General features: G+C 46.5%; 19 protein-coding genes. 4 read left to right on the top strand and 15 right to left on the bottom strand.

All coding sequences use genetic code 11. From position 1 onward, the window contains the following. Window position 1: 1 nt before the first annotated feature. From NG795_RS22315 to cas2, 3 genes are all read right to left on the bottom strand, one after another. Window positions 2–4714, bottom strand: coding sequence for a non-ribosomal peptide synthetase (locus NG795_RS22315; protein WP_367290840.1), 4713 nt, complete (start codon window positions 4712–4714; stop codon window positions 2–4). Then, the gene (locus NG795_RS22310; RefSeq protein ID WP_367290839.1) at window positions 4711–8031 is read right to left on the bottom strand and encodes a non-ribosomal peptide synthetase; all 3321 of its coding nucleotides are present in this window, start codon (window positions 8029–8031) and stop codon (window positions 4711–4713) included. The genes NG795_RS22315 and NG795_RS22310 overlap by 4 nt, the downstream gene beginning before the upstream one ends. Before the next feature lie 1893 nt (window positions 8032–9924). Then, complete coding sequence (cas2, locus tag NG795_RS22305; RefSeq protein ID WP_367290862.1) at window positions 9925–10140, bottom strand: CRISPR-associated endonuclease Cas2; 216 nt, start codon at window positions 10138–10140, stop codon at window positions 9925–9927. 204 nt (window positions 10141–10344) lie between these two features. Here cas2 and NG795_RS22300 point away from each other — a divergent pair, with 204 nt between their 5' ends. Continuing rightward, window positions 10345–11262, top strand: coding sequence for a DUF4351 domain-containing protein (locus tag NG795_RS22300; protein ID WP_367290838.1), 918 nt, complete (start codon window positions 10345–10347; stop codon window positions 11260–11262). Between the two features lie 138 nt (window positions 11263–11400). Here the strand turns inward: NG795_RS22300 and NG795_RS22295 are convergent, their stop codons facing one another. Further along, complete coding sequence (locus tag NG795_RS22295; RefSeq protein WP_367290837.1) at window positions 11401–11532, bottom strand: hypothetical protein; 132 nt, start codon at window positions 11530–11532, stop codon at window positions 11401–11403. 27 nt (window positions 11533–11559) lie between these two features. On the opposite strand from NG795_RS22295, the gene NG795_RS22290 reads away from it, so the two are divergent. Next, complete coding sequence (locus NG795_RS22290) at window positions 11560–11892, top strand: DUF4351 domain-containing protein (RefSeq protein ID WP_367290836.1); 333 nt, start codon at window positions 11560–11562, stop codon at window positions 11890–11892. A 127-nt stretch (window positions 11893–12019) separates the two neighbouring features. On the opposite strand, the gene NG795_RS22285 is transcribed toward NG795_RS22290, so the two are convergent. The 9 genes from NG795_RS22285 to NG795_RS22245 form a co-directional block, all read right to left on the bottom strand. Next, window positions 12020–13132: a putative CRISPR-associated protein gene (locus NG795_RS22285; RefSeq protein WP_367290835.1), complete on the bottom strand. Its 1113-nt coding sequence runs from the start codon at window positions 13130–13132 to the stop codon at window positions 12020–12022. 6 nt (window positions 13133–13138) lie between these two features. Beyond that, a complete protein-coding gene (gene cas6 / locus NG795_RS22280; RefSeq protein WP_367290834.1) occupies window positions 13139–13909 on the bottom strand; it encodes a CRISPR system precrRNA processing endoribonuclease RAMP protein Cas6 in 771 nt (256 codons plus the stop codon). Next, window positions 13909–15204 (bottom strand): type III-A CRISPR-associated RAMP protein Csm5, encoded by a 1296-nt coding sequence (gene csm5, locus NG795_RS22275; RefSeq protein WP_367290833.1) that lies wholly within the window; start codon window positions 15202–15204, stop codon window positions 13909–13911. Before csm5 ends, cas6 begins: the two co-directional genes overlap by 1 nt. A 4-nt stretch (window positions 15205–15208) precedes the next feature. Next, entirely contained in the window at window positions 15209–16306 is a 1098-nt protein-coding gene (csm4, locus tag NG795_RS22270) for a type III-A CRISPR-associated RAMP protein Csm4 (RefSeq protein WP_367290832.1), read from the bottom strand. Next, entirely contained in the window at window positions 16303–17271 is a 969-nt protein-coding gene (gene csm3 / locus NG795_RS22265) for a type III-A CRISPR-associated RAMP protein Csm3 (RefSeq protein ID WP_367290831.1), read from the bottom strand. The genes csm4 and csm3 overlap by 4 nt, the downstream gene beginning before the upstream one ends. Window positions 17272–17273: 2 nt before the next feature. Continuing rightward, complete coding sequence (gene csm2 / locus NG795_RS22260; protein ID WP_367290830.1) at window positions 17274–17669, bottom strand: type III-A CRISPR-associated protein Csm2; 396 nt, start codon at window positions 17667–17669, stop codon at window positions 17274–17276. Window positions 17670–17697: 28 nt separating this feature from the next. Beyond that, window positions 17698–20055, bottom strand: a complete 2358-nt coding sequence (gene cas10 / locus NG795_RS22255; RefSeq protein ID WP_367290829.1) for a type III-A CRISPR-associated protein Cas10/Csm1 — start codon at window positions 20053–20055, stop codon at window positions 17698–17700. 59 nt (window positions 20056–20114) lie between these two features. Then, entirely contained in the window at window positions 20115–21017 is a 903-nt protein-coding gene (gene crn3 / locus NG795_RS22250; RefSeq protein WP_367290828.1) for a CRISPR-associated ring nuclease Crn3/Csx3, read from the bottom strand. Window positions 21018–21551: 534 nt separating this feature from the next. Beyond that, window positions 21552–21890 (bottom strand): hypothetical protein, encoded by a 339-nt coding sequence (locus NG795_RS22245; protein WP_367290827.1) that lies wholly within the window; start codon window positions 21888–21890, stop codon window positions 21552–21554. A 462-nt stretch (window positions 21891–22352) separates the two neighbouring features. On the opposite strand from NG795_RS22245, the gene NG795_RS22240 reads away from it, so the two are divergent. Next, complete coding sequence (locus tag NG795_RS22240) at window positions 22353–23816, top strand: TIGR03985 family CRISPR-associated protein (RefSeq protein ID WP_367290826.1); 1464 nt, start codon at window positions 22353–22355, stop codon at window positions 23814–23816. Between the two features lie 107 nt (window positions 23817–23923). On the opposite strand, the gene NG795_RS22235 is transcribed toward NG795_RS22240, so the two are convergent. Together NG795_RS22235 and NG795_RS22230 are read right to left on the bottom strand one after the other, a co-directional pair. Next, on the bottom strand, window positions 23924–24160 hold the full coding sequence (locus NG795_RS22235; protein WP_367290825.1) for a hypothetical protein: 237 nt from the start codon (window positions 24158–24160) through the stop codon (window positions 23924–23926). Between the two features lie 14 nt (window positions 24161–24174). After that, entirely contained in the window at window positions 24175–24630 is a 456-nt protein-coding gene (locus tag NG795_RS22230) for a PIN domain-containing protein (protein WP_367290824.1), read from the bottom strand. Between the two features lie 1662 nt (window positions 24631–26292). Here NG795_RS22230 and NG795_RS22225 point away from each other — a divergent pair. After that, window positions 26293–26550 carry a prevent-host-death protein gene (locus NG795_RS22225; protein ID WP_367290823.1) on the top strand — a complete coding sequence of 86 codons (258 nt, stop codon included), beginning with the start codon at window positions 26293–26295 and terminating at the stop codon, window positions 26548–26550. Window positions 26551–26926 lie beyond the last annotated feature (376 nt).

Genomic DNA, 26926 nt, shown 5'->3' with positions numbered 1-26926 from the left:
ACTATTTGCGATCGGGGTTTAACGAGGATAACTTCATCCGCCGCCTTTCTCGGGAAACGGGAACTAATGCTGGTGCATGAGGGTTAGAATTCTGCTGTTTTAATCCCTGAACCACAGGCGCTAATTCGGCAATAGTGGGCGATTCAAAGACACTGCGTAAAGGCAACTCTAGCCCAAATTTATCGCGGACTCGGGAGGCGAGTTGGGTTGCCAGTAATGAATGTCCCCCGAGTTCAAAGAAATTATCGTGTATTCCCACTCGTTTTATCCCCAAAACTTCGGCCCAAATTTGGACGAGATGTTCTTCGGTGGTTGTACGCGGTGGAGTATAATTTCCGGCTAATTCTGGGGTGATAGCGGTGGCAGTGGGTAAGGCATGGCGATCGACTTTGCCGTTCGCAGTGAGGGGAAGATACTCTAATACCACAAATGCTGAGGGTATCATATAATCGGGCAGTGTTTGGCTGAGATATTCCCGCAATTCCGGCACAAATTGACGCGCTGCTTTTCCTTGTAAGGGATTGTTGGCATAAGCAACTTCGGCACTGGGTTCGGGACTCGCTTCTAGGATGAAATCGGTAATATCTTCCCGCACAAAGACGACATCATAGCATCCCTCGACGCTGGAATCAGACCAGCGAATCTGAACGCGATAGGGGATGTCTAAATTATACCAGTCTTCGGGATTGATACCTGAATTTTGCAGGGGTTCAACGGCTTTTTTCAATTGACCCGCTGTTTTAAATTGGGTAGAATTAAACAGCCATTCTGTTGCTTGAACTGCGGCATTGACTCGGCTATTTTGGACCCGCGAGAGTCCGCAGATATCGGGGTTATGTTCGATTAAGTGTTGGCGCAGTTTGTCCAGGGTCCAATCGTCGTTAGTTTGCCCCTGATTCAGCCAGTTAATCCGATGAGTTTTTTTTGATTTGGACTGAATCTCGGTTGTTGCTAGATGGAGAATGGCATTATACCGAAACTGGGTTAATTCATTCTGAGAGTGACCGCGCATCAGTTGAATTTCTACGGTTTCAATCTGGGGGATACGAGATTTTAAGGTATTGAAGAATGCCGGGTCTACGGCTAATTCTACCTCTTGAAAGAGTTGCATTTCTACCCGTTGTTGTAACTGTTGGCGCGTGAGGCAAGGTTGGGCGCGAGTTAGTTCCACATCGGTATAAAAGGCTTTGAGGAGGGGTAAACTCCGTAAGTCGCCGATGAAGATGTGCCCGCCTGGTTTGGTGGCGGTGACTGCCCCAGAAATGGCCTCAATGAGGTAGTCTAAACTGGGGAAATATTGGACGATGGAGTTGAGAATTACGGTATCAAAACTCTGGGGGGCAATACTTTCAAAATCGGTAGCTAGTTTTTCGAGTAAGGTGACTTGATTTAAGTCGTATTTGCCCAAATGTTGGCGAATAAAATTGAGGGAGGGGGGCGAAAAATCGGTCCCGCAATATTGGGTGGTTTGCGGGGCTATTCTAAACAGTAATAATCCGGTCCCGCAGCCAATTTCTAGGACTTGATTCGGTTCTAAGGCTAAAATTTGGGCTGCTTGATGGTCTACCCATTCCCGCATCTCTGCTGGGGGGATGGGTTCGCCGGTATAGCTGCTATTCCACCCGACAATATTAAAACTGGGTTCCATGCCAACGGCGGGCATTTGATAAGTTTCATTGTAGAGAATTTGCCATTGTTGCACTTGTTCTGCTTGCAAGGCAATGGGGTTCAGGGCGACCTGTTCTACTTTCTTCAAATTTAAGGCCAGATAAGCAGTTAATTGGGTCTCTCCTCGCTCATTTTCCGAGGCAGTGACGAGGGTTTGATTTACTGTGGGATGTTGGGCTAAAGTTGCTTCAATTTCTCCTAATTCAATGCGGAATCCGCGAATTTTTACTTGTTGGTCCAGACGACCCAAAAACTCCAGACTGCCATCGGGTTGATAGCGGACTAAATCCCCGGTTTTATACAGCAAATTGCCCGGTTCGGGGTGGAAGGGGTTGCAGATAAATGCTTCGGCAGTGAGTTCGGGATGGTTGCGATACCCTCTGGCGAGTCCATCTCCGCCAATATATAATTCTCCAGGAATACCGATCGCCACCGGGTGAAACTGTCGATCGCAGACATAAAGTTGAGTATTGGCGATCGCCTTGCCAATTCCCGGGTTCATCTCCCGACCCTTGCCGACAGGAATGATTCCAGAGGTAGTGACAACAGTATTCTCCGTGGGTCCGTAATTATTCACCACCTGGAATGGATGAGAGGGTAACGGATGGTGATGCAATGTTTCTCCCCCGGTGAGTAACAGGCGCAAGGGAGTCTGTTCCGGCCACTTTAATTGTAAGACTTGTTCCGCTAAGGGGGTGGGTAAAAAGCTGATGGTTATCGCATTTTTCACCAACCAATCCCGCAATTTTTCCGGCGATCGCCGGGTTTCGTTATCCACGATATAAATACAAGCGCCTGCGGTTAAATAGGGCCAAATTTCCCACCCACAGGCATCAAAGGCAACTCCGGCAACCTGGGTACTGCGATCGCTGGCAGACACGGCAAACGCTTGTTGATGCCAATAGGTTAAATTTAACAGACTCTTTTGCTCAATTTCTACCCCCTTCGGTTCCCCAGTAGAACCCGAGGTATAAATCACGTATGCGAGGGAATTTGGCGTCACCGAACTGCTGAGATTTTCATCCGGTTGGCGTTCAATTAGCGCCTTGTCTGTATCCAAACATACAATCTTACAAATAACTCGACTAAATTGAGATAAACTGGACTGTTGAGTGAGTAAAACCGGAACTTTGGCCTCGGTTAACATCCGATTTAAACGACTGCTGGGAACTGAGGGGTCTAGGGGTAAATAAGCGCCCCCTGCTTTGAGAATTCCCAGCATCGCCACTGCCATTTCTAAGGTGCGATCGAGGCACAATCCCACAACAACTTCCACCCCTACCCCTAATTTTTGCAAATAATGGGCCAGTTGGTTACTCCGGCGATTTAACTCCCCATAAGTCAGGGTTTTGTTCCCACACACTAAAGCGGGTTTGTCTGGATTTTCTGCTGCCTGAATTTCGACTAACTGATGGATCGCTAACTCTTGGGGATACTTCACCTGAGTTTGATTCCACTGCACTAATAATTGATGTCGTTCTGCTTCACTTAAAATCGGTAAATCGGCAATCCGTTGGTCCGGGTTTGCCACAATTGCTTCTAGTAAGGTTTGAAAATGGGCGACTAACCGGACAATGGTGGGTTCGTCAAACAAATCGGTGCTGTAAATCACAAATCCGCTAATTCCGTCCCGACTATCTACCCACATCGGATTAGTAGAGGACTGTTCCCATAAATGTAATTCTAAATCAAACCGGGCAGTCCCCGCTTCTAACCGTTGGGGACTCAAGGTTAATCCCGGTAATTCTAACTCCTGCATCGGGGCATTTTGTAACGCAAATGCGACCTGAAACAGGGGATTATGATTTAAAGACCGTTCTGGATGCAACTCTTCGACTAACTTTTCAAAGGGAACATCCTGATGAGCATAAGCGCCTAATGCCACGGGTTTAACCCGGGCCAATACTTCTCGAAAAGTTGGATTTCCTGATAAATCGGTTCGGAGGACTAAACTATTGACAAAAAAGCCAATTAAGGGTTCAATTTCACTGCGATTGCGATTGGCAATGGGGGAACCGACTGCAATATCTTCTTGTTGCGTGTAGCGATACAACAAGGTTTGAAATGCCGCCAGTAAGGTCATAAATAAAGTGACCCCTTCCCGCTGACTCAATGCGGCTAATTCTGCACTTACAGCCTTGGAAATCTGCAACCCATAACGTTTTCCGCGATAACTGGGGACCGCAGGACGAGGGCGATCGCTGGGTAAATTCAGCATGGAAATTCCCTCTAACTGTTGTCGCCAATAGGCCAATTGTTGCTCTAAAATTTCCCCTTGTAACCATTCCCGCTGCCAATGGGCAAAATCTGCATATTGAAGGGTCAATTCTGGCAGGGGAGACAGTTCTCCCTGGACAAAAGCGCTATAAAGTATCCCCAATTCCTGAATCAGTACCCCAATCGACCAGCCATCGGAGATAATATGATGCATATTCAGCATCAGTAAATGTTCCGATGCCGTTAATTGAATTAAAGAAATCCGCAGTAAAGGACCCGTGGATAAATTAAACGGACGTAGCGCCTCATGGGTGATAATCCGTTCCACCTGCTTCTCTCGTTCGGTGGCGGATAAATTCTGCAAATTCAGCACATGAATCGGAACGGGAATATGAGCTTGAATCTCCTGAACTCCTTCTCCTTTCCTCTCGGGGAAAACCGTTTTCAACCCTTCATGACGGCGGATAATTTCCTGAAAAGCCGCCTCCAGGACCTCTACATTCACCTCCCCCGTTAACCGCACTGCTGCGGGCATATTATAAAAGGGATTGTTCGGCACTAATCGGTCTAAAAACCAGAGGCGTTGTTGAGCGAAGGAGAGGGGTAAATTCCCGGTTCGGGAAATTGGTTTAAGATTAGTCGGCGTCTCGGTGACACTGCGGTTCGCCCGCTGAAAGAAGCTCAAAATATCCCCTTTATGTTGAGAAATTTGGTTGCGGATTTCAGGAGTTAACCGGCCTTCGGGAGCTTGGCAAATTAGGCGACTGCCTTCTACGGTTAACTGAATCTCTAACTCGCGCAATTCTGATAAAAATTTTAGGGTATTCAAAACTCTACCTCTTCTGTAAAATCCTGGTTTGGATTGGACCATTTGGGCTGTTTTGCCGCCCAAGAAACTGTTTCAATATAGTTGGCTAAACTCGCCACCGTTGGCGCTTCAAATAATTGACTGACTGGTAACTCGATTTTTAACCCGTCGCGAATCCGGGAAATGAGTTGAGTTGCCAGGAGGGAATGTCCTCCCAACTCGAAGAAATTATCATAAACACCTACCTGCGGTTTTCCTAACACTTGTCGCCAAATGTCCACCAACAATTCTTCAACCGAAGTTCGAGGTGCTACATAATTTTCTGGTAACTCCTCAAATGTTGTCTCTATCTCAGGTAAGATTTGCCGGTTGATTTTTCCATTTTGTGTCAACGGTAACACTTCTAGGAGAGCATAGGCAGCAGGTAGCATATAACGGGGTAATTTTTCACTCATAAACCGCCGCAATTCACCAATATTCAACCCCGAAGATTCCCCGGGAGTGACTCGGGGGACCACATACGCAACCAATTGTTTATCGCCGGGTATCTCTTCTTGGGCGATCGCCACTGCTGCTGCAACTCCCGGATGCTGACACAACATCGCCTCTATTTCCCCGAGTTCAATCCGATAACCCCGAATCTTCACCTGATGGTCAATTCGCCCTAAAAACTCCAGATTCCCATCGGGTTTATACCGCCCTAAATCCCCCGTTTTATAAAGTCGCCTTCCCGATGTATCCCCGGGATAAATGATAAAGCGTTCCTCGGTTAATTGCGGACGATTCAGATACCCTCGCGCCAGTCCATCCCCACCTAAATAGATTTCCCCAGAAATCCCCACGGGTACTGGTTGCAACTGCTCATCCAACAGATAAACTTCCGTATTGGCAATGGGTTTACCAATGGGAATCGTCTTCGCTGCTTCCGGGAGGGAATCTATCCGGTAATAGGTGGAAAAAGTGGTATTTTCTGTCGGTCCATAAACATGAAGCAACTCCTGTGGCATCCCTTGTTTCAGCAGCTTTTTCACCCAGCGGGGATCGACAGTTTCCCCTCCAAATAATAAGCAGCGCAAGGACTGAAACCCTTGGGGAATCGCCCGAACCACCTGCTGAAATAACGCTGTAGTTAAGAATAATATATCAATTTGTTTCTCCTGCAATTCCCGAACTAAATCGTGAGGAGAGAGGATAACTGCCGGACTGATTCCCACTAAGTGAGCGCCATTGAGCAACGCACCCCAAATCTCAAAAGTTGCGGCATCAAAAGCGAGGGTTGCTGCTTGAGCAATCCGGTCCTGGGGGGTGATTTGGATATAATTTGTATTTAAAACGAGACGATTGACTGCGCGGTGAGAAACTGCCACCCCTTTCGGTGTTCCCGTTGATCCCGAGGTGTAAATCACATAAGCAAGACGACTCCCGGAAATTGACGCCGTGAGATTCTCCGGGGATTCCTGGGAAATTGCCTGCCAGTCGCCATCCAAACAAACCCGCACCTCTCCCACAGCGCTCAATTGCTGCTCAAATCGTTCCGGCGTAAGCACCACCCGAATTGCCGCATCTTCCCCCATCCACTCCAGGCGATCGCGCGGATAACTCGGGTCTAATGGCAAATAAGCACCCCCCGCCTTCAAAATCCCCACCATTCCCACAATTGCCTCCAGGGATTGTTCGGCACAAATTCCCACTACCTCCTCAGACTCTATCCCCAATTTTTGTAAATAATGCGCCACTTGATTGCTGCGCCGGTTCAGTTCCCCATAACTCAAAGATTCCCCGGCGATCGTCACTGCCACCGCCTCCGGATGCGCCAACACCTGCGCCTCAAATTGTTGAGGAATTCCCCCTTGGGGATACTCCGTTTGCGTCTGATTCCACTCCCTTAATTTCCCCTGTTCCTGCTCACTGATTAATCCCACCTGATTGATGCACTCCTCTGGATTTTTAACCATATTCTCTAACACCGTTTTAAACTGTTCCAACATCTGGTTAACCGTCTCCCCCTGAAAGCGACTGCGATTGTAAACCACCAATCCCCGCAGACCCTCCCCATGCTGCCAATCTTCCCCATAAGTGCGGCGAAAACTGTCTCCCGCCTCCCACAAATGCACCTCTAAATCAAACCGGGTGGTCTTCACCCCCAAACTCATAGAACTCACCGTTAACCCCGGCAATTCCAACTCCTGCATCGGGGCATTTTGCAAATTAAACACCACCTGAAATAGGGGATGAACCGTTAAAACCCGGTCCGGATGTAACGCCTCCACCACCTTTTCAAAAGGCAAATCTTGATGAGCATAAGCGCCTAACGTCACCTCTCGCACCCGCGCCAAAAACTCCCGAACCGTCGGATTTCCAGCCACCGAAGTCCGCAACACCAAACTATTCACAAAAAACCCAATTAACCCCTCAATTTCGCTGCGGTTGCGATTGGCAATCGGGGAACCCACGGTCACCTCATCCTGCTGACTGTAGCGAGATAACAGCAGTTGAAACCCCGCCAACAGCGTCATAAATAAAGTCACCCCCGCATCCTGGGATAACCGTTTTAACCCCTGGGTCAGAGCAGGAGAGAACTCAATTTGTAGACTGCCTCCCTGATAGCTAGGTCTGGGGGAAGGGGGGAAATCTCCCGGTAAATTCAGGGGAACAATCCCCCGTAATTGCTGCCGCCAATAGCCTAACTGCTGCTCTAAAACCTCTCCTTGAAACCACTCCCGTTGCCATTCGGCAAAATCCGCATATTGTAAAGGTAATTCTGGCAAATTAATCGGACGATTTGCCACCAACGCCCCATAAATTTCTCCCCATTCCCGAATCAACACCCCCATCGACCAATCATCAGAAATAATGTGGTGCAGATTTAGCAGTAAAATCCACTCCAACTCCCCTAATTGCAACAGAGTCACCCGCATTAAAGGACCCGTGGATAAATTAAACCCCCGTTCCGATTCCACCCCCGCCAATCTTTGGACTTCGGCGAACTGTTCCTCGGGGGGAAACCACCTTAAATCCACCCAATTCAGAGGAATTTCCGCCTCCGGTGCAATCACCTGGACAGGTTCCCCTTCCACTGCTGCAAACCTCGTCCGTAATGCTTCATGACGGTTGCCAATGGCGGTAAAAGTAGCGGTTAAAGCGGTTAAATTCACCTCTCCAGTTAACCGCAATGCTGTGGTGACATTATAGAACGAATGACCGGGAGCAAACTGGTCAATAAACCACAATCGCTGTTGAGCAAAAGAGGTGGGGAAGACAAATACATCTATCTCCGGAGAGAGATTTAAACCATCCGGCGAGGGGGTTAAAGGAGAGTCAAAACAGTTGGATTCCATTGGGGTCATCTGGAAAAACAGTAAACCTCAGCGCACCCCATCGGAGGCAATTTGGTCAAATCCACGGGTTAAAACCCGGGAATGGGTGATTTAAACCTAGATTCAACCTCAGTCACCCCGCAGAGAGTCAGCAGTCAATCCTTAACATGAACTGCCGCTACAGCGCTGATATTTCCTAGAGGATAGACCCCCCCTCCCCGGTTGTCCACACACCAGAGGAAGAGAAGGGGAGAGGGTTAACGTATAATTTAAAGTTTATATTAAGTGTTAGTAACGGTTGTTTGAATGGGTCAGGCGCTTGGGTATGGAGTGAGAAGCGCTAAGTTGAGAACCTCAGCATTGGACCGGAACCAGCAAGAGGGATGTTTTGTTGTATATTCACCGACTCGGACACCAGTATCCACAAGGGTTACCCTAATCCGAAGTTTCCGTCCCCTTGCGGGGAATTGATAGGGATTAAACCTCACAGGCTTACGGAGCAGCCGGGCACGTTGAGCGCTCGTTTGAGTTTCCGTCCCCTTGCGGGGAATTAATAGGAATTAATACAGGGGTTACTCCTTAGTAATCCCTTAATACTCCATTGGTAGTTTCCGTCCCCTTGCGGGGAATTGATAGGGATTAACGTTTGGGGCAATGACCGCCATTCGGATGCTGGGTATGGTGTTTCCGTCCCCTTGCGGGGAATTGATAGGAATTAACCAACATCAACGGCAGTGGGAAGATGATTTTCCCTCATGTGTTTCCGTCCCCTTGCGGGGAATTGATAGGGATTCACTATTCTGGGAGTGGCTCGGGCTAGAGTTCCGAGCAAACAAGTTTCCATCCCCTTCCGGGGAATTGATAGGAATTCACTATAACACAAGCAAACTGGAGGAGTGGCCAGAATGGCCCTTCGGGTTTCCGTCCCCTTGCGAGGAATTGATAGGAATTCACATCGGGCATTTGCAGCTATTGGGATCCGCAAATTCTTTCAGCAGTTTCCGTCCCCTTGCGGGGAATTGATAGGGATTAACTTGCCATCTGGTGAGTCTATGAAGAACTTGGACTCGGAGGTCTAAAGTTTCCGTCCCCTTGCGGGGAATTGATAGGGATTAACCGTTCTTCATGTACAGTGCCGGTGTGGTGAACGGGCAGTTTCCGTCCCCTTGCGGGGAATTGATAGGAATTAACTCGATAATGGTATTCGACGAAGCCGGGATTTTCGCTTCAATTGAAGAGTTTCCGTCCCCTTGCGGGGAATTGATAGGGATTAACAATCTGGACGAAGTACCGTCTGGATCTCAAGTGAATCAAGTGTTTCCGTCCCCTTGCGGGGAATTGATAGGGATTAACATTTCCTGGAGGTCAGAGCCGACGGGCAAACTTTTCATGTTTCCGTCCCCTTGGGGGGAATTGATAGGGATTAACAAATCATGGGGAAACTACACTAACCAAATCGAATGGGACCTGTTTCCGTCCCCTTGCGGGGAATTGATAGGGATTAACGCTAGGTTGTATGGCGATGGGAATGGCCATGAATGTAGAGTTTCCGTCCCCTTGCGGGGAATTGATAGGGATTAACCCTATCCTGTTGAAACCGTTGCACTCTCTAGTTTTCAAGGTGCGATTGCGCCAAAGTACAGAGGGTCAACGTTACAAAACTTAACGCGCTGCTTTAGCGGGGAAAGATTGACGGAAATCAATCTATGAATGAACAATAGCGCAAAAGGAGCGAATAAAAAAGCGGGAAATTACCCGCTTTATCTCCTCCTAGCTCAAAATTACGCCCGAATCCTCCCTCTAGCTCTTTCCGTCAAATCCCAGGAAAAATTTACATTTCGTTACAGAAGCCAAAACCCCCATCGGGTCAAAGGTTGGGGAAAAAATCCCCCCCTTTGACCCGGGATAACCCCTTCAAAAAATTAAATAATCCGGGGGTTCATACAGCGGAGGACTGCCGTAAATTTTCGCCTGCTTCTTCGCCGTCCGAGTCAACGGATAGGCGCGCAGACTGTCTTCCGACAGGTTCAACACCTTCACCCAGCGATTCTCCATCAACCCCGTGAGAGTTTCCTCATCCAGGGGACACTCAAACACCGAATACTGCTGACTCGAAAAAGGCTGATAAATTTCGGGTCAATAGAGCCAATTTCTAATTGTTTTATCAAATTTTATAACAGCAATACCATCTATATATAGAGACAACGCACGGTTTTTCCCATATAGTTATTGATGGCTTGTATAAAATCGAGTCCAAAATATATCATGAGAAAAAAGCGGATTTGATATTAAAATAGAATACAATATCAGAACAGCAACCCCCATCGAATCTCGATGATAGACCACGATCGCCTATTCAAAGAACTCCTAGAAACCTTCTTCCCCGAATTCTTGGAACTGTTTTTCCCCGAACTCTGGAACGCCATAGACCCGGACTCTTTATCGTTCCAAGATAAAGAACTCTTTACCGACATCACCTCTGGGGAGAAATACGCAGCGGATCTCGTCATCCGAGCCCAACTGAAATATGGGAAAATCCCCATCCTGATTCATCTCGAACCTCAAGGGCGCAGCGAGTCCAGCTTTCCACGCCGGATGTTTATTTGCTTCTGCCGGTTGCGGGAAAAATACGCGATCGGCATTTATCCGATTGCGGTGCTATCCTTTGATACACCGCAACGACCGGATCCGAATTACTATCAAGTCGAATGTTGCGGCAAAGAAGTGAACCGATTTAACTATGAAGTCGTCCAGTTAAATCGCCTAAATTGGCAAGATTTTCGGGACTGCAACAATGCGATCGGCTGTGCATTGATGGCAAAAATGCAAATGGAAATAGGCGATCGGCCCCGAGTCAAGCTAGAATGTTTGCGACTGCTGCATCACCTACAACTGAATCCAGCCCGAACCCAGTTAATTTCCGAATTTATCGATATTTACCTCCGTTTAAATCCAGAAGAACAAGCCCTATTTCAAGCCGAATTGAGTACCATTTTACCCCAAGAACAGGAGGGAGTTATGGAAATCGTCACCAGTTGGATGGAACAAGGAATCGAACAAGGGATGCGGCAAGCAACGGTTTCCCTGGTTCAGCGTTTACTCAATCGCCGTTGCGGGGGCATTTCTCCCGAGTTAGATTTGGCAGTACAACAGTTATCGACTCCCCGGTTAGAGGAGTTGAGCGAGGCCCTATTGGATTTTACCAGTGAAGCGGATCTCGTCGCCTGGTTGAACGAAAGAACTGAGGGTTAATAGTTTAAATGCGTCAGCAGATGTTTGCTGACGCATTTAAACCAATAATTTAACGAGAAGTAACTTTGAATTTATCGGTTGCATTTTCACTGGGGCCCGTTAAATATTGAATCCCAGTATTTCTGTCTAATAAATCAATCAGGGTTCAATATTCCAAATTCTGCGATCGCAATCTCCTAAATCTTCTCTAACCCAAGGCTCTCCTTGCCATTTTCCAGCCGTTTTCTCAAAAAAATCAGCGGGATACCCTAACTCTTCTGGAGTGGGCATTGTTTCTTGATTTGAGTAGAAATTCAATTGTCTTTTCTCTACTTTCAAGCCGAATGGAGTACCATTTTACCCGAAGAACAGGAGGGACTCATGGAAATCGTCACCAGTTGGATGGAACAAGGAATCAAACAAGGAATCAAACAGGGAATCGAACAGGGAATCGAACAGGGGAGACGGCAAGCAGAGGTTTCCCTGGTTCAGCGTCAACTTAACCGCTGTTGCGGCGGCATTTCTCCCGAGTTAGATTTGGCAGTCCGACAGTTATCGATTCTCCAGTTAGAGGAGTTGAGCGAGGCCCTCCTGGATTTTACCAGTGAAGCGGATCTCGTCGCCTGGTTGAACGAAAGAACCGAGGTTTAATGGGTAGGGTGCGTCAGATAAACAGGCGATCGGGTTTATCGTTAGTGATGTTTGCTGACGCACCGGGTTAACGAAAATGGATAACTTTTATATCCCATTTAAGCTGACAGCAATACCTTATTCTGATTTAAGAGGTAAACTCTTTTTGTAGATGTAAAGCAATGGTATTTGTCTCAGCCAAATTCCGTCCCGTGGTTTGAATGCATAACCCATATCCCTTGTCTGTCCAAGTTAGGACAAATTCAACAATTCCATTGGAATATGTCCGACGAATCGGCGTTTTAAGACTTGAGTTAAAGGGGAGAGAGTTGATAATCTGTTTAACATAAGGAGAACGGCGGATTTTTTTAGCGAAAGCATCTAACACATCTTTACCATGATCGTCTCTCAAGCTAATAGGTTTACGGGTCGGTTCGGCATCATCTTGAGGAATGAGCGCTAGAATTGCAAATTCTTGTTTGGCAAATTGTAAACGCGATCGCTCGTTAAACAGGACCCCCATTGCCGATAGGGAGACATGAAGTTCCCCATCTAAATCTTCTTCATCAATGAGGGACTGCAATAATTCATTATCTAGGATGCCTTCAATTTCAGCCTTAGCAACGACTTGCTCGCTTTCTAGCTGTTCAAATAGGGGATAATGATTGAGCCAAAACCCCAGATCCAGGGCAACTGGTTGCGGTGGTAACTCGATGACTTCTGAAAATTTTTCAAAGAGATAGTAAACTGGAATTTCCAGGGCTTGTCCAATCATCCCGGCAAAGGAAATTTGGGCTTTATAACCGCCAGTTGCATTAATCGCGATCGCCTCGGGAGAAAATTTTCGCACTTCTGTGCTGATTTCGCGCACGAGATTTTTTAATCCTTCTTGCTTAAAGGCTTTGATGTTATCATCACGCAACCCTTTCAGGACTCGAACATCAACCTCTTCAAACTGCAATGGGTTTTTAGCGCGATCATAATAGAGCTTGAGCAATTCTCCCGTTGCTTTGCCATCTTCGGTATCAGAAACTAAAAAAATCAAACGAAGGCGGTTATTCAAGAATCCTTTGGCACAGATACTCGTGATTGAGTTAATTTCCGCCCCACATAAACGCTCGGTGTTTGCTCGTTCTAACAGCAGCAACGACAGTTGATTCCAGTTTTTTGACTCCCATACTTGCTTAATGGAATCATCAGCATATTTGAGATTATTGAACAAGCTGGTGCCTACGGTACAAATCAGGGTGTTTCTCATCATTTTATCCTAACTATCGTCTAAATTTAGGTAAGTTTTTCCCATGCCTAAGCGGGTTTTGATACCCGTTCCGGCAAATTCGCCATAGCGAATGAGCAAGTGAGCGACATTTGCCAGTAATGGATCGGCGCGGGTGCGAGTTTTTAGAGTGACATCGCCAACAAAACCGCTGATAGAACTACGATTAACTTGAAACGAGCGGGTGGAAAGTTTATGTCTGGAAAGGGCCATCGCCTGACTTAAATAAGTAATCAGTTCATCACTTCCCAGGTAAACTGGCCCAAATTCGTTCCACCGCGTCAACCAACTTTGGAACATCAAAGCAGGAACGGGTAATGGTAAATAAACCTGTTGTTGGGAAAAAGCAGTCGGGGTGGTAAATTGCAGGTTAAAGTGTCGAACGGGTTCGGGTTCGTTGGCGACTAATGTGGTGTAAAGTTGTTCATAACTGGTAATCTCGTCTTCGCGATCGCTGATTGCGAATTCAGCCCCCAAAAATTCCAGGGTATCCGATAAGTCGAGATTGGCGATCGCTTTGGAAGTGGGTTCCTGTAAACCGCACAGGTATAAACGATACAGTTCCTCGGGGTGAAAGGTGCAAAATTCTTTGGAACTGCTGTAGTAACCCTGTAGAGCAGAAAAAGTCAAGGCAGGGGTTTGATTTCCCCCTATTTCTAATCCCATGCGCCGATGCAGTTCTTTCACCAGTTCCAAATGATAAGACCGAGGTAAAACTATAGAACTGGCGACAGATAGGGTCCAAGTTGAACGGATTAGCATTAATTTTTCAACTCCTGAAACTTCACCCATCCTGGAACATATTTGATCTCTCCTTTGTGACTAATGACTGTGCGTCTGGATTTCGGGGCATTAAATCCAGGCGCTTTAATGCCACAAGCATCGCGGATATCTGCCACTAAGTCATCGGGAAACAGTAAATTAACCGTAGTCCCCCGCATTCCGCTTCCCCAACCCAATCTCAGACTATGGGGACATTTTTCAGCTTCGTAAATGTCACGAATTTCGCTAAAGTCTAAATTTCGTCCATTCTCATTTTGCTTATTTTGAATATCCTCCCAGTAATCATGTTCAAAATCCCATTGCTGTTGGGCAAATTCTTGGCAGATGTTTAAAATATCGTCAACGGTTTTAAATGGCAGTTGCATCCCTTCTTGGTGGGAAAACCAAGACAGCATTTCCGGATTGACCGAGAGGGTAAACTCTGTCCGCACTTTAACGACCATCTCGGCATAAATCGATGCGCGATATTTAGCTTGCCCGTTTTGATAGTGACTAGAGACCATCACCTCAGCAACAACGGGAATGTTGTAAGGAAGTTCTTTCCCTTGCTTATTGGGGACTTTATGTTCCACTAATGGCTGAGAATCGGTGACTTGAATCGCCCGCATAAAATCGGTATTTGGCCCAATTTTTGCCCGGATGGGTTGTCCTTGATAGGATAAATCAAAGTTAGAGAATAAATTTCTTTCAAACAAGTCATCATCCAACCATTTCTGCTTAAATTTTGAAAGACCTCCGCCTCCAAGGGTTTCCCGCAGTTTTTCCTCGATCGCACTGACGCGATGCTGTTGAGGAACTTGATACTGGTCTGCGTGTTTGAGAAGATGGTAGGCGATCGCTGTTCGGATCGCTCCTTTAATCGAAGAACCGGGAATATAAAACTGTCCCATGCCATTTCTAATCATCGGACGCAGATCCGTTACCTGTCCCTCCGGCCATTTCCGACTGCTAAAAAGTTCCGGAAAAATTGGCTCATTATTCGGGTCTTTGGCATTTTGCCAGTTGTCGCCAAACGCATTTTCCAGTAATGTAACAATGCTTTGGCGATTTTCAATGGCCGTAATGTAATCCTCCAAATACCCCCGCTGCTTGAGCGCTTTCGCCAGGGAATCCGAATGGGGAAGATAGACGCGATTGGAGGTTTGCACATATTCAAAGGGATTTAACTTTTGAACTTCTGAACCAATGTGCAATATTTGACTGGTGAGACGAATTCGCTTCGACTCGTAAACCTCCGGTTTGGTGAGAGTAGTTTTAGGGTTAGAGACAGTCACTGAATCATTCCTCCCGTTTAACTTTAATGGGAATACTCAACGCTATGCCATTGCGATAAATTTTATGATCGGTAAAACCCCCCGGTGTCACATTCGCCAGTTTCCCCAAGGGAGCATGAGGAAATACCGACCCTTCCAGAAACATTTGCACCGATTTTCGGCGTAAATTGCGACCGGATGGAGAACCGGCAATCCACCCCCGGCGTTCTTGAATCTCATAACTGCATTCATTGGTTATCAATTGCTCTAACACGGATGAATTATCATCCCAAAATAAACTAATTGCACAGTGATGAGTTATATTCTTGGGGGGGGTCAGGATTTTTTGCCAATCTTTGGGTAAGGAAGACTCCCACTCAATTTCAAATCGTCCTGCACCACTCGATCGCCTTCCCCCCAATCCTTCCTCACCGAGGAGAGAAAGGGCGGCATGAAGATTGGTTTCCAAGGATTTATCTTCTTTGGGAAACTCCAGCAGAAAGTACAATCCAGCTAAACTGCGGATTTCGTCATTCTGCTGCTCCCACTTAAATTGGACAAAGCCGGTATGATACAGGTTGGTTGCTGCGTTGACGCGATCAACCGCAATTTTAGGACGTTTTTCTGTTTTAAAGGTCTCTCCATAATTAAAGGTTGCCGCTTGATGCAATGCTCCCTTAGCTGGGGATTTATTTTGGGCTTTGTCACTCAATTCCTGCTGATCGTTGGTGGTAAATCCCTCCCCTTGATACCATCGATGCCATACCGGAATCGGTAGGTAATTCAGTTTTTTGTACTCTTTGAAAAATGGCAAATCCTCATCCGGATAATTGATAGGAAACTTGAGGGGACGCGGGAGGTAGTAAATCGCGTTTTTCTCCTCGGGGCGGGAATAGATAAAGGTTGAACTCATCCGCACGGGCGGTTGAGACTCAGAACAAAACCGTTCTAATAATTCCTCTACCCCCGCTTTGCCAAACAGTCGAGCATAGGTGCTGATCCATGCGCTAAATAGGGCATCAGAACGAATCCGCTCGCTGCTTTGCTCCAGTCCGATTCCCACCTCTCCAAAGTGAACCGGACTGTTACCAAATTTGAGCCTAACTAACTTCCAAATGCTCACGATTCCGTATTATCTCCATCTAACAACTTTTTGATTTCCTGATTTAAGCTGTCAAATCCTTCTAAAAGTTTAGGAGTATTTTCTACTTTTTGAACCAATGATTGCAGGGGTTCGACATCACCGGCTGCAATCCGTTGATATTGCTTCATACTCCGATAGAAGAAATCAAAGTTGTGGAAACTGATTTTGCCGTAGCCGCGAGAACCATGTCCGCCGAGGGCGTCATCTTCGAGAATGGCTAAGGCGATCGCCAGATTTTGCAAATCTTCTGCCGCTTGTGTTCCATCCTCTACCGTATAGACGAGTTCAAACTTGAACTCAGCCCCCGCAGGGACTCGCTCAAACTGACGAGGATTTGCTGCTGACGTAATGCGATCAATACTATTTTCAAACTTCCACTCCGTCATAAATAGACCCGTGTCTACCTTGCGGAGTAGATCAGCAGATTGTGGCAGTAAATGGCAATCTCGGACAATCAAACGAGCCGGAGCATTTCGCCCTTTAATTTTACTGTATTCCTCACCCTCGATGGTTCGCGTACCATTACGCTCTAATCCCTGACTTGTTGCAATTGAAGTTTTGACCCAGCAGTTGGAACCGCCAGTCGAACCAAATAAGCGGCTAATTGGGCAAGTCCGAGCACCTTGATAGGGAATAAACTGTCCATCAATTTCCGTATAGCCATCCTCTAAATCGTCACTCTCATAACGATAAACTCCGCTACCTCCAAATCTGTTAAGGGGTTTGTTGAGCAAGCGTTCCAGGATAGCTCGCAATTTTCCTTTAATCGAAGAACCGGGTAGATAAGGATATTGAGTCAGAGGGTCACGAATCACGGGTTTATCCAATCCACCAATATCGAGGTTTTCTCCACCCCCACCGATATGCAGTCCGGTTTCAACTTTGAGCGTGCTAGTGAGACGAAATTTACCCAGTAATGGCTTTTGTTCGGTTGCGGCTGACATCTTTATCTTCCTCCTTCTGCTTTGTGGTAGGCAATAATCGATTCGATGAATTGAACTAAGCGCTCAAAGTCCTCTTTGCTCCTTACTTTGTCAATCGCTTTTGACATCACTTGACTCAAGGGCTTGGCTGCTTTTTCTCGCGCTGCTGCATAGGCTAATTTTGGCTTAAGCAGCACCACTTCGGTTTCGATTTTAGAAAATTCATTTTCCTGAGCGAGTACAGATTTGAGTCGGTTGATTGCATCTAAAAACTTCCGGACTTGGTTAGTCTCCAAGCGCTGCTGCTTGAGATAAGGGCCAAATTTTTCAGCGTGGTTAACCAGATCACGAATAGGATACGTTTTTAAGGTCCCTGGTAACCCATCAATTTTTTTGATAATCTCTTGGGTAATGTCCATTGATTGCCGTGGTGTTGGTCTTCCAGAGTTAGTCATTAGATTGAGATTGAGAGCGGTTTAACAGTTCTAGCCAAGTTGCGATCGCCCGAAAATAAGGCGCATTATAAGGATTATTAAGAGACTTCCGCACCGGAGCAAATTCCGGATGCTCCCTGACTCGTTGAGGCAATCGAGCTAAGGTATATGCCATGCGCGGTAAGTGTAAGTAGTAGCGAATATCATGCTTGATTTCTTTCTCATAGTAATCAATATACTGCTTGGGTTCTTTCTCATGTATTAGAGTCTTCCGCTTATTTTCCATCTCCTTAATCATTTGGTCTTGCATCTGAGCCGTTGCCAGCAAACTGCGAACAAAACTACGAGCATAATTGGTTTCAATCTGCTGCTTTTCCAGTTGTTCAATCAGTGGGAAAATTCCCAGGATTGGCGGATATTCTGCAGATTTAAGACATTCCCGAGCGTCTGAGTCAGCCACCGATGGGGAAGTAGAGCCTAGCCATTCATCCCATTTAAACACTTGCTCAAATAAACCCAAGCTATCTCGACCGTTGTTTTTAGCCGCCTTTTCGGAGTCACCGGAAGCCTCCGCCGCTTGATACAGGGGGAATTTAGCCCCATCAATGCTGATGCCTCCTGATAAAGTAATATCTGTATTGTACCCCGTATAGGCTCGGAAAGATTGGTAAATATCAAAGGCAAATTCTACGACTTCATTCCAAGTACCACTCACAAATAAATCATCACCTCCTGCATAGATAAAGAGTAGATTTTGACGAGAATCATCAGACAGTGTTTTAGCTTTAGCCGGTAAATTATCCTGCCTATTCTTTGCCAAACTGTTTAAGTAAACTTTAAAGAAATAACTCATTTGGCGGGAGAGTCCGGCAAGTGGGGGTAAGGTTTGATTTGACCCCAACCCTTTGGCAAATATCTTGCCTAAATTGTCTACATCCATTCGCAAAGAGGCCACTCTTTTAATACCCTGGGCTGCTGCCGCCATTTCGCGGGCATTCATAAATTGGGGTTGAGCATGATCAGGGCCGGATTCTGGACAGCGCTGTCCGTAATTTCCCAGCAGTAGGGGGACTGCGTTGCCAGTGCGGTAGGGTTCAAGGGTCCAGTCATTGACTAAAAATAAGGTAGAATCCTCATTCGCTATAGCGTTGGCGGTTTTCCATTCTTCAAATAAGTAATAAAAGGTTCCCCCAATGCTCAATCGGTCTTGAGCTCCTTTAATGGTGGACTGTTTGGAACGGGCGATCGCCTCCACTTTAAATAATTTGGCCCCCAGGTCAAACATGGTCCGACACATCCAACAGGCCAAACAAGAATCTGCTTCCTGATTATTTAACGGTTCAAGACTCGGAAGAGGAAGATCATCGCGATAGCATACGCGACAAGGTTCGTAAGCGGGTTTCGGTTTAACCAGTTCAGAAATTTGACTCTGAAACTTCCGAGACTTTTGTCCGGCCAATTTTTTAGTCGCCTTTTCCCATGCTTTGGCAAATTCTGGCGTTCCCACGTCCTCGGTGGCAAATGGCAAGCAATCCAGGGCTAAAAAGATTTTGCCTTGAAATGTTTTTCGCAACCATTCATTAAAGCGATCGCGGACTTGGGCAATCTTGTTTTGAACGATTGTCCCCTCATCCCCCGGCGCAAGCAAATACAAGTTACCGCCACCCGCATAAATCACATTAGTCCGGGGCAGATCCAATGCTGACAACAGTTGCTCTACCACCTCTTGCGTCACCAGTTCCAGATAAAAACTGCGAGCACGGAGGGATTTTAAGGCTCCATCGGAAGAAATGGTGTAGATAAATTTTTGAATCCCCGATAAATCGCCCGCAATCAACGTTAAACATTTAGCATCCGGTTGGTTCGCCAGTGCCGCCGCCACCGCTGCCGTAGTTCGGGTCAAATCGAGTAGCGAAACATTATCTTGCTCTCCAAAACTAACATAAGAGCCAAATTTTTCTAAAATCAGCATCAATAACGAGAGATTGTTCCACTCGTCTGGCTGTAAACTGGCGATCGCCTGTTGAATAGGAGGTTTAATTGGGTCTAAGTCGTCAGCATTGGGCTGCGGATAGGGAATAGGGGGATAACTGTCATGATCTTTAATGTAACCAACCGGCCAGTAGTGGTTTTTTGACCCTTGACCATTTGACAAATTAACATCATCAAACAGCAAACGCAAAGGCTTAACCTGTTGTTCTAGGTTGGACCGACTATCCTGGGGCCATTTTAAAAGATCTTTTGCTTGGGTAACCGCTTTAGAATCAGCAGTTGCGGTTGGTATTGACGGAGAAGCACCGGCCCAGCGTCCTAGTAGTAAAACGGCTTCTTGGGCAACGGATAACGCTTGTGCATGAGAAAGCGAGGTCATAACTACTCTATATTAAGGAATATCAGTCAACAAAAATCATAGAGAAAACTCTCTAACACCTATAGGGAAGAACCAAGCAATGCCTTAACCCGTTCCAATAACACCTCCGGAACTCCTGTGGCACCACCCCGTACCCAGGGACCGCAGGTGATTTCTAAATAAGGTTGCTCTTGATGAATAGTTTCGCATGGTTCTAAACGGCTGTGAATAACGGCAACCGGAATTAAATTTCCCCGATCGCGACAAAATTCGTGCCACGGTTCCACTGCCTCGGGTTTGGAACTAATAATCAAATAATGTGTACAAGCTTCTAATATCGGCTGCTTCTCTGGTTGTACCATACCTCCGACATCCACAATTGTTAAATTTTTCTTACGTCTAAGTTCCAGAATTGCTTGAGCGTGATAGGGAAAAAACTCAGGAGTTAATCCCCCCTTATTCGCCGCTTTAAATATCTCCGGGTCAGTATCTCCGGACAGTTCTAAAACATAGTTCCCTTCTCCATCCCAGTTGGCCCGTTGCAGATAGATATTCGGGTCACTTTCGATGACAGATTGAAATAAAGCATGAGATAAAACACTTTTACCACTGTCCGGTGGTCCAACGATTAGTAAGGCTGGATTTAACCCATCCCCCCGTTCTTCTAAGGGAATCACTTGACCGATTTTGACGGTTTTAGAATGAGTGGCAACCACGACAGCACCGAGTCTGGGGTCGTTACAGGCAACCCATGCTGTCGGGTGGAGTTCGTGGATTAAGTAGCCATAAAGCCAGATGGGAGCACGTCCGTTAATGACTATGCCTTGGGTAGTATCGATGCCGTTGGGTAACTCTAATCTGCTGAGTTCTGGGGGATAAATCACGCGATCGCTGCGGGTCAATTCTATGGTTAACTGTTGATATTTCAACCCACTGGGAGTTTTTTGCTGACTGATTTCCAGGTGGATGCCGGTTTCTTTCATGGGGTTTTGCTGAATTTGGACTCTGTGTTACTATAGCATGAGCATTGAAGAGGGGTCTTCTATAAATGAGCAGTCGTTTTACTTATCCACCCAGTCCGGATATTTTGCAGTGGTTGGCGGGGGGTCAGCTTGGGAATCGGTTGTGGATTCTGTTGACATAGTTTAAGGGTAGTTATAGGTGCAGGAGTTAGGGGAGTCACGTGCTGGCCACCAATTAATTGAGCTATATTACGATATCTACTGATTGTTAGTGTTATAGCTAGTCAAAATTAGTGGTTTTGGGGCAATAACTAGCCCAAAAATCATCCAAATCCTTTAGATCCCCTATATATATGTATAGGGGAAAGCCGTAAATTAGGCTTTCCCCATTTTGGACAAACTGATACAGCTTATCCTGAATAGAGGGTAAGATCGTGATTGTAAGTGCGCCAGTACATCCCTATTACTCAGTTAAAAACTGAAGCATGAAAAGTTTTGACTACGCCACCGGGGGAAGTCCCACCAGAGGTATAACCAAAACTTTTTAGAGGGGATCTATTTAGATGTGGCCTGGAAGCGCAACTCTAAATCTTTGTGCTTCAATTCAAATAAAATGTTGAGCTTGGGACTCAACGCATCGATTAGACGAGTCAAAATTTGGACAAAGGGGGATACCTGTTCAGTGCTACCAGAGATCTGAGTATCAGGGAATCCCTTTGCTTGTGGTGAAGAGAGGCTCATCAGCGAATCCGTATCAATTTGTTTAACCGGCTCACTTAAGAAGGTATAGGGCGGGTTAAGCGGAGGTTCGGTACTGGCATAACCCAGCATGAAGCTATTGAAGCTATTGGGTTGTTGATCTAAAGTCGTGAAGTGAAAATCAATGTAGGTCATTTTGTCGTTCTTCTCTTGTAAATTCGCTAATCTTCGGTTACCAGGAATACTTAAATCAGTTGGGCAAGTTAGGGGGGGGTGGGGCTTATCTCGTCTTTTCATCAGATACCTCATAATTAATGATTCTCATATTCTAGCCCATCCCCCTTGACTTGTGGAAGAAAAAGCTCTATAATTTGTAGGAATATTGGATAAAGCTAGGATATTACACCCGACAGGGGATTGAAACTCGCTTTCTTCGGTTAACCGAATCCTTAAATCAGTTTCAACTTTCAACACCTTCCCCGCAAGGGGACTCAAAACTGAAGCAGTCAAATGCTTATTGGATGACTAGGACCTCCAGTAACCATTTGACAATAATTTTTTTACCTATGCTGCCACCCCTTCTCCCGCCCATCCCCCGTAAATATTGAATAATGCTGTGGTAGTGTAGCCTCCGTATGGGTAATGGGTCTTCCATAAATGAGCAGTCGTTTTACTTATCCACCCAGTCCGGATATTTTGCAGTGGTTGGCGGGGGGTCAGCTTGGGAATCGGTTGTTGCGATCGCTGCGGTTGTGGGTCTTATTGACCAAGCTGTATGGAGAGAGGTCCCCTTGGGCGATGGACTTGCCTCAGCCTTTTGGTTATCCCCACCTGCGCGATCGCCTGTTTGCGCCGACTCACGGCAAAAGTGACCTATTGACGGCAGAACAATTGGAATACCAATGCACCGATGGCGGCTGTATTTGTCACCGAACCGTCACCGAATTGCTGTTAACTGCCGAACAGTCCCTGGAGTCTTGGATGCCGGATGTCATCCACTTGAGTGGGTTGGCATCGGAGGAACTAGAATTCATGATGCAGCAAGCGCCATTTACCACGGTGCACCGTTCGATTCGCGATGATTTGAAGCAACTGGCGGAACTCGGCTGGTTGGAGTCTGTATCCCGAGGAAAATATCACTGTATCTCCCTGCAAGAATTGCCGAGTCTGCCTGCTTTACAACGGGCGATCGCCCCTCAAGCGGATGCAGCTTTGTTACCCCTCTCCCAAGTCCGGGAATTGTTGCCCTTACTGGAAGATATTGCCTTCATTCAGCCCAATTTAGAAGTGCTAATCCAATCCTTATGGGAACAAGTCGCCTCCGATGCAAAACCGGCAGAACCTACGGAAAACAGAGGACAACGGCGCATTTTCATCCACCTGGATTACATCCTCTCTCCCGAGGTGCAAGAACAGGTAGACACCTATCAAGACCAACTGGAACAACTGTGGCGCACTTCCTCTTCGGGAGTGGTCCAGTTTGAGTATGAGTTGGCCCAAGGGGGGATTGTCCCGTTCAGCACTTATCCCGTCTGCTTACATTATGTGCGTCGCGCTAAGTATCTCAGCGCTTGGGGAGAAACACCGGAAGGGGAGATGGGTTGGCACAATTATCGCTTAGACCGAATCACTTCCCCCAAACTCACGGTGTTAGCTTGGGGTGACCCCCAGGTGCCGAAGGTGTTGCGGGAGATGCGACGGCAGGGGGATTTACCCACTTCCGAGGAGGTGGAAGGGGAGTTAGAGTCGGCTTGGGGGTTTAATTTTTATTTATCGCGGAAGTTGCTGTTGTTGCGCTTTCCTGGGGATTTTGCCCGTCGTTATGTGGAGGGGACGGTGCGTCATGGGACGTTTGAGCCGGTGGCGTATGACTCATTAGGGGAGTTAGTGAGGCGGCAGGTGCAGGATGAGGGCGATCGCAAGGCAGCCTTGCAAGTTTTAGCAAACCGCAGTGAGACCGATGCCTATTATCAAGCCTGGATTCGCGAGGGGGATATTAATGTCCGAATGCGCTTACGGTCCTGGCGACCGAATGGAGAGGTGATTTTACCCCTGTCGCTGCGTCATCAGATGGCACAGGAGGCAACCCGCGAACTCTCTTTCTATGGTTCCCTCCTGTAGGCATGGTGGGTGCTGACGTCTGGGAACTTTCAGCCCGGAAATCATCACCCTTCCTGTGGAGGGAGATAGGGCAGTGCTAAATTCATCAATTTTTTTCTGAATATCCTTTACTCCTCATCTCCGATGATTTCATCATATTGATTATTATCGTTTTGTTCGGATTGTTTCATGGCGAGGAACATATCATTTAATGACATTTTTTCCAGCCATTGATGGCGCTCTTGGGTATAGTCACCATGACCCGGGCTAAAGTATTGAATGAACCGAATGGTATCGACGACTCCTAATGAATCGATTAAGGCTTGATATCCTTTTTGGATAATTTCTTGCTGAGTTTTGGTCATTGTTCTGTTCAGGGTTAGTAGGTAACGTTCAGTAGCCATTGAACGGGATTGTCAACGGGTACATGGATTAGCTGAATGTTTCTTTTGGCTTTCTTGAGCAGCCGGTCATCAGTGGATAAAAATATATTAGCCCGACTTTGTTCGGCACTGGCAAGGTGGATGGCATCGTAGCTGGAGAAGCCTAATTTGACAAGTTCTATCGAACGGTTGTTTATGGATTGGCTGGCGATCGCCTTAATTTTAGCAAGTCTCAGGATTGCCTTGACATTCTTGCGTTTTTCCAAATCGGGAGTTTGCTCGAGTTCTCCATCTAAGGCAGCACTGGTGATCAGTTGCCATTGTCCGGATTGGCATTGGATCAAGATAGCAAGGATAGCTTGGGTTTCTAAAGCAATGCGAGTCTGGGTTTGGTTGTCAAACGGACGATTCAGACAGCAAGCATCGAGATAAATTCTGTAGTTGTCACTCATATCCGGTTCATCCTCTAGCTTAATCGTTCTGGCATCATTTCCAGCGTGATGGCTTGAATTTTAGCGTGAGGTTCTTCTCGGGTGGTGATTAGGGAGCCTTCGGGGAAGGGTCTGAGGCATCTATTCGAGGGACTTTATGTAGGGTTCTTTCCCTCAATAGTAAAAAGCGCTGAACCCTTTACAATGTAAGGATTTCAGCGCTTTGAGATGCCAGGAACGAGACTTGAACTCGTGACACGAGGATTTTCAGCAGCGGTTCCATAGCGTTAAACCCTTGATATATCAGCATTTTTAGCTTACCTGAAAAATCTTGAACTAAATTTGAACTACTTTTCCCCAACATTCCCATAATCGTGTTTAATCTGTTTCTCCGAGGGCGTGCGTGTTCATTCCGTCTTTTTCCAACTCTACTATAACTGTTCAAGAAAACCTGTTTCTGTTTCTGTTTCTGTTTCTGTTTCTGGTTTCTGGTTTTGATTCAGGTTTAGGTTGGTGGAAAAAGAGAGTCAGACAAGGGGCATACTCAGATTATAGAGAGGGAGGAGGGTACTCAGACTGATTATCAGACTGGGACTTGCTCTACCTATTGTCCAGGACCGGCAAGGACAGGTGATAAGTGGATTAATTAAACGTGGCAGAGGGATTATTATGAGTCAAACAATCCCAGAACCCTTATTCTGTAAGCATTTCAGAAATCAACCTTTTTACTGTCCGTGGTCGGAGTTGTTATGCCGGTCCACTAAACCCTTGATACTGTTATAGAGATTTAATGGACCAGAATCTTAGTGGACCAGTGTATGGACCCATGAATGCAGTGGATGGACCCGCCATCACTGAGTATGGACTGGCTCCAGACTGATATGGATTGGGTGAACATGGACCAGTGACTATGGATGAAACGGTTGGGGGTTGAGTGACAGGAGGGGTTGCCAATGTCAGAACGAGTAGCGGGGGCCACCAGGACAGGACAGCCGGGACAGCTCTATGGTTATGAGCGGTTATGAGCGGTTATGAGCAATGAGCTTTTATGCGCGCAGAATGGGGCTCGGCTGGAGAAATTGTCATGTTGGTGAAGTTGGTGGCTCTAACCCGATAATATTGCTGGAGCCTGGACTGAACGTGAACTGGATGCGCTTGATGAAGTTGTCGGTAGTGCTTTAAAGCAAATCGATAAAATCAGCCCGTTGCGCATGAAACCCTTATAGAATCAAGATAAAAGTGCTTAAACGCAAATCTAAACCAGGGATTGCACCTTATTATAGCTGGGGGTGGTGTTCCCTCCGTCAAAGCGATCGCCACTCAACCACCACTCAATCAATCACCACTCAATTAACCTCCCTTATCTGACCCCGGAAAAACAAGCTTCAGTGCCATCGCCCGCGATCGCCTATAAGTAAGTCTGAAATTGGTGAGCGAGTAAGACTTTTGGACCGAGGGCAGTCAGGTAAAAGAGTTGTAGCGATCGCCTGAAAAGCTTGTCGGACCTACTTACGGCCCCAGGACCAACGCAGTCATTCTCAGACAATAGGGGGAATAAAGATTAGGAAGTAATTGCAGTTGGAGTGTTTTGGGTGGTAAACGTCTTGCCGAGCGGTTGTTTCGCCTGAAATTAGGATATAACTGGACTAAAGCAGTCGTAGAATTTTGTCGGGAGGTTAGTTGATGAATAAAATTACTTTAGAAGAAGTTAATCAAAATTTGATGAACTATCTTCAACGCGCCCAAGCTGGAGAAAGTTTTGTGATTTTTCAAGCCGACCAACCGCTCGCCAAAATTAGTTCGGCTAAATCTGAGGGAGCAATAGAAGCTTTTGATGCTTTTCGTGCCAGAATCCTTTCAGAGGGAATTGACTTAGATAGTGACGAAATCTTTGCCGATGTTCGCGATCGCACCCCAACTCCCGAACAACCTCGCTCGTGATGAGTGTGAAATTTCTCCTGGATACCAACATCATCTCGGAAAGTATGAAACTACAGCCGAGCGATATTTTTTTGGTGCGGTTTCGACAAAACCTGGAAGAATCTGCGATTGCATCGGTGACATGGCATGAGCTTCTGTATGGGTTATACCGATTGCCAGAGGGCGGAAAAGGAGTTGGTCTGATGTTTGAGGTTAATGAGGTTTGGGAGAGGAGATTGCTCTGTGGGGAAAAAGGCGATCTTTTTCTGGGAAAAAGCGAACCCATTTCTGTAATAAAAAAGCGGTCCCTCTGTGGAAAAAAGCAATCGCATTTCTGGGAAAAAAGGCGATTGCTCTATGGGGAAAAAGGCGCTCATTGTATAACAAGAAATCAAAG

Source organism: Laspinema palackyanum D2c (genome assembly GCF_025370875.1).
GTDB lineage: Bacteria > Cyanobacteriota > Cyanobacteriia > Cyanobacteriales > Laspinemataceae > Laspinema > Laspinema palackyanum.
Note: the sequence above shows the minus strand (reverse complement) of the source record. Positions and strands in the feature narration are given on the sequence as shown.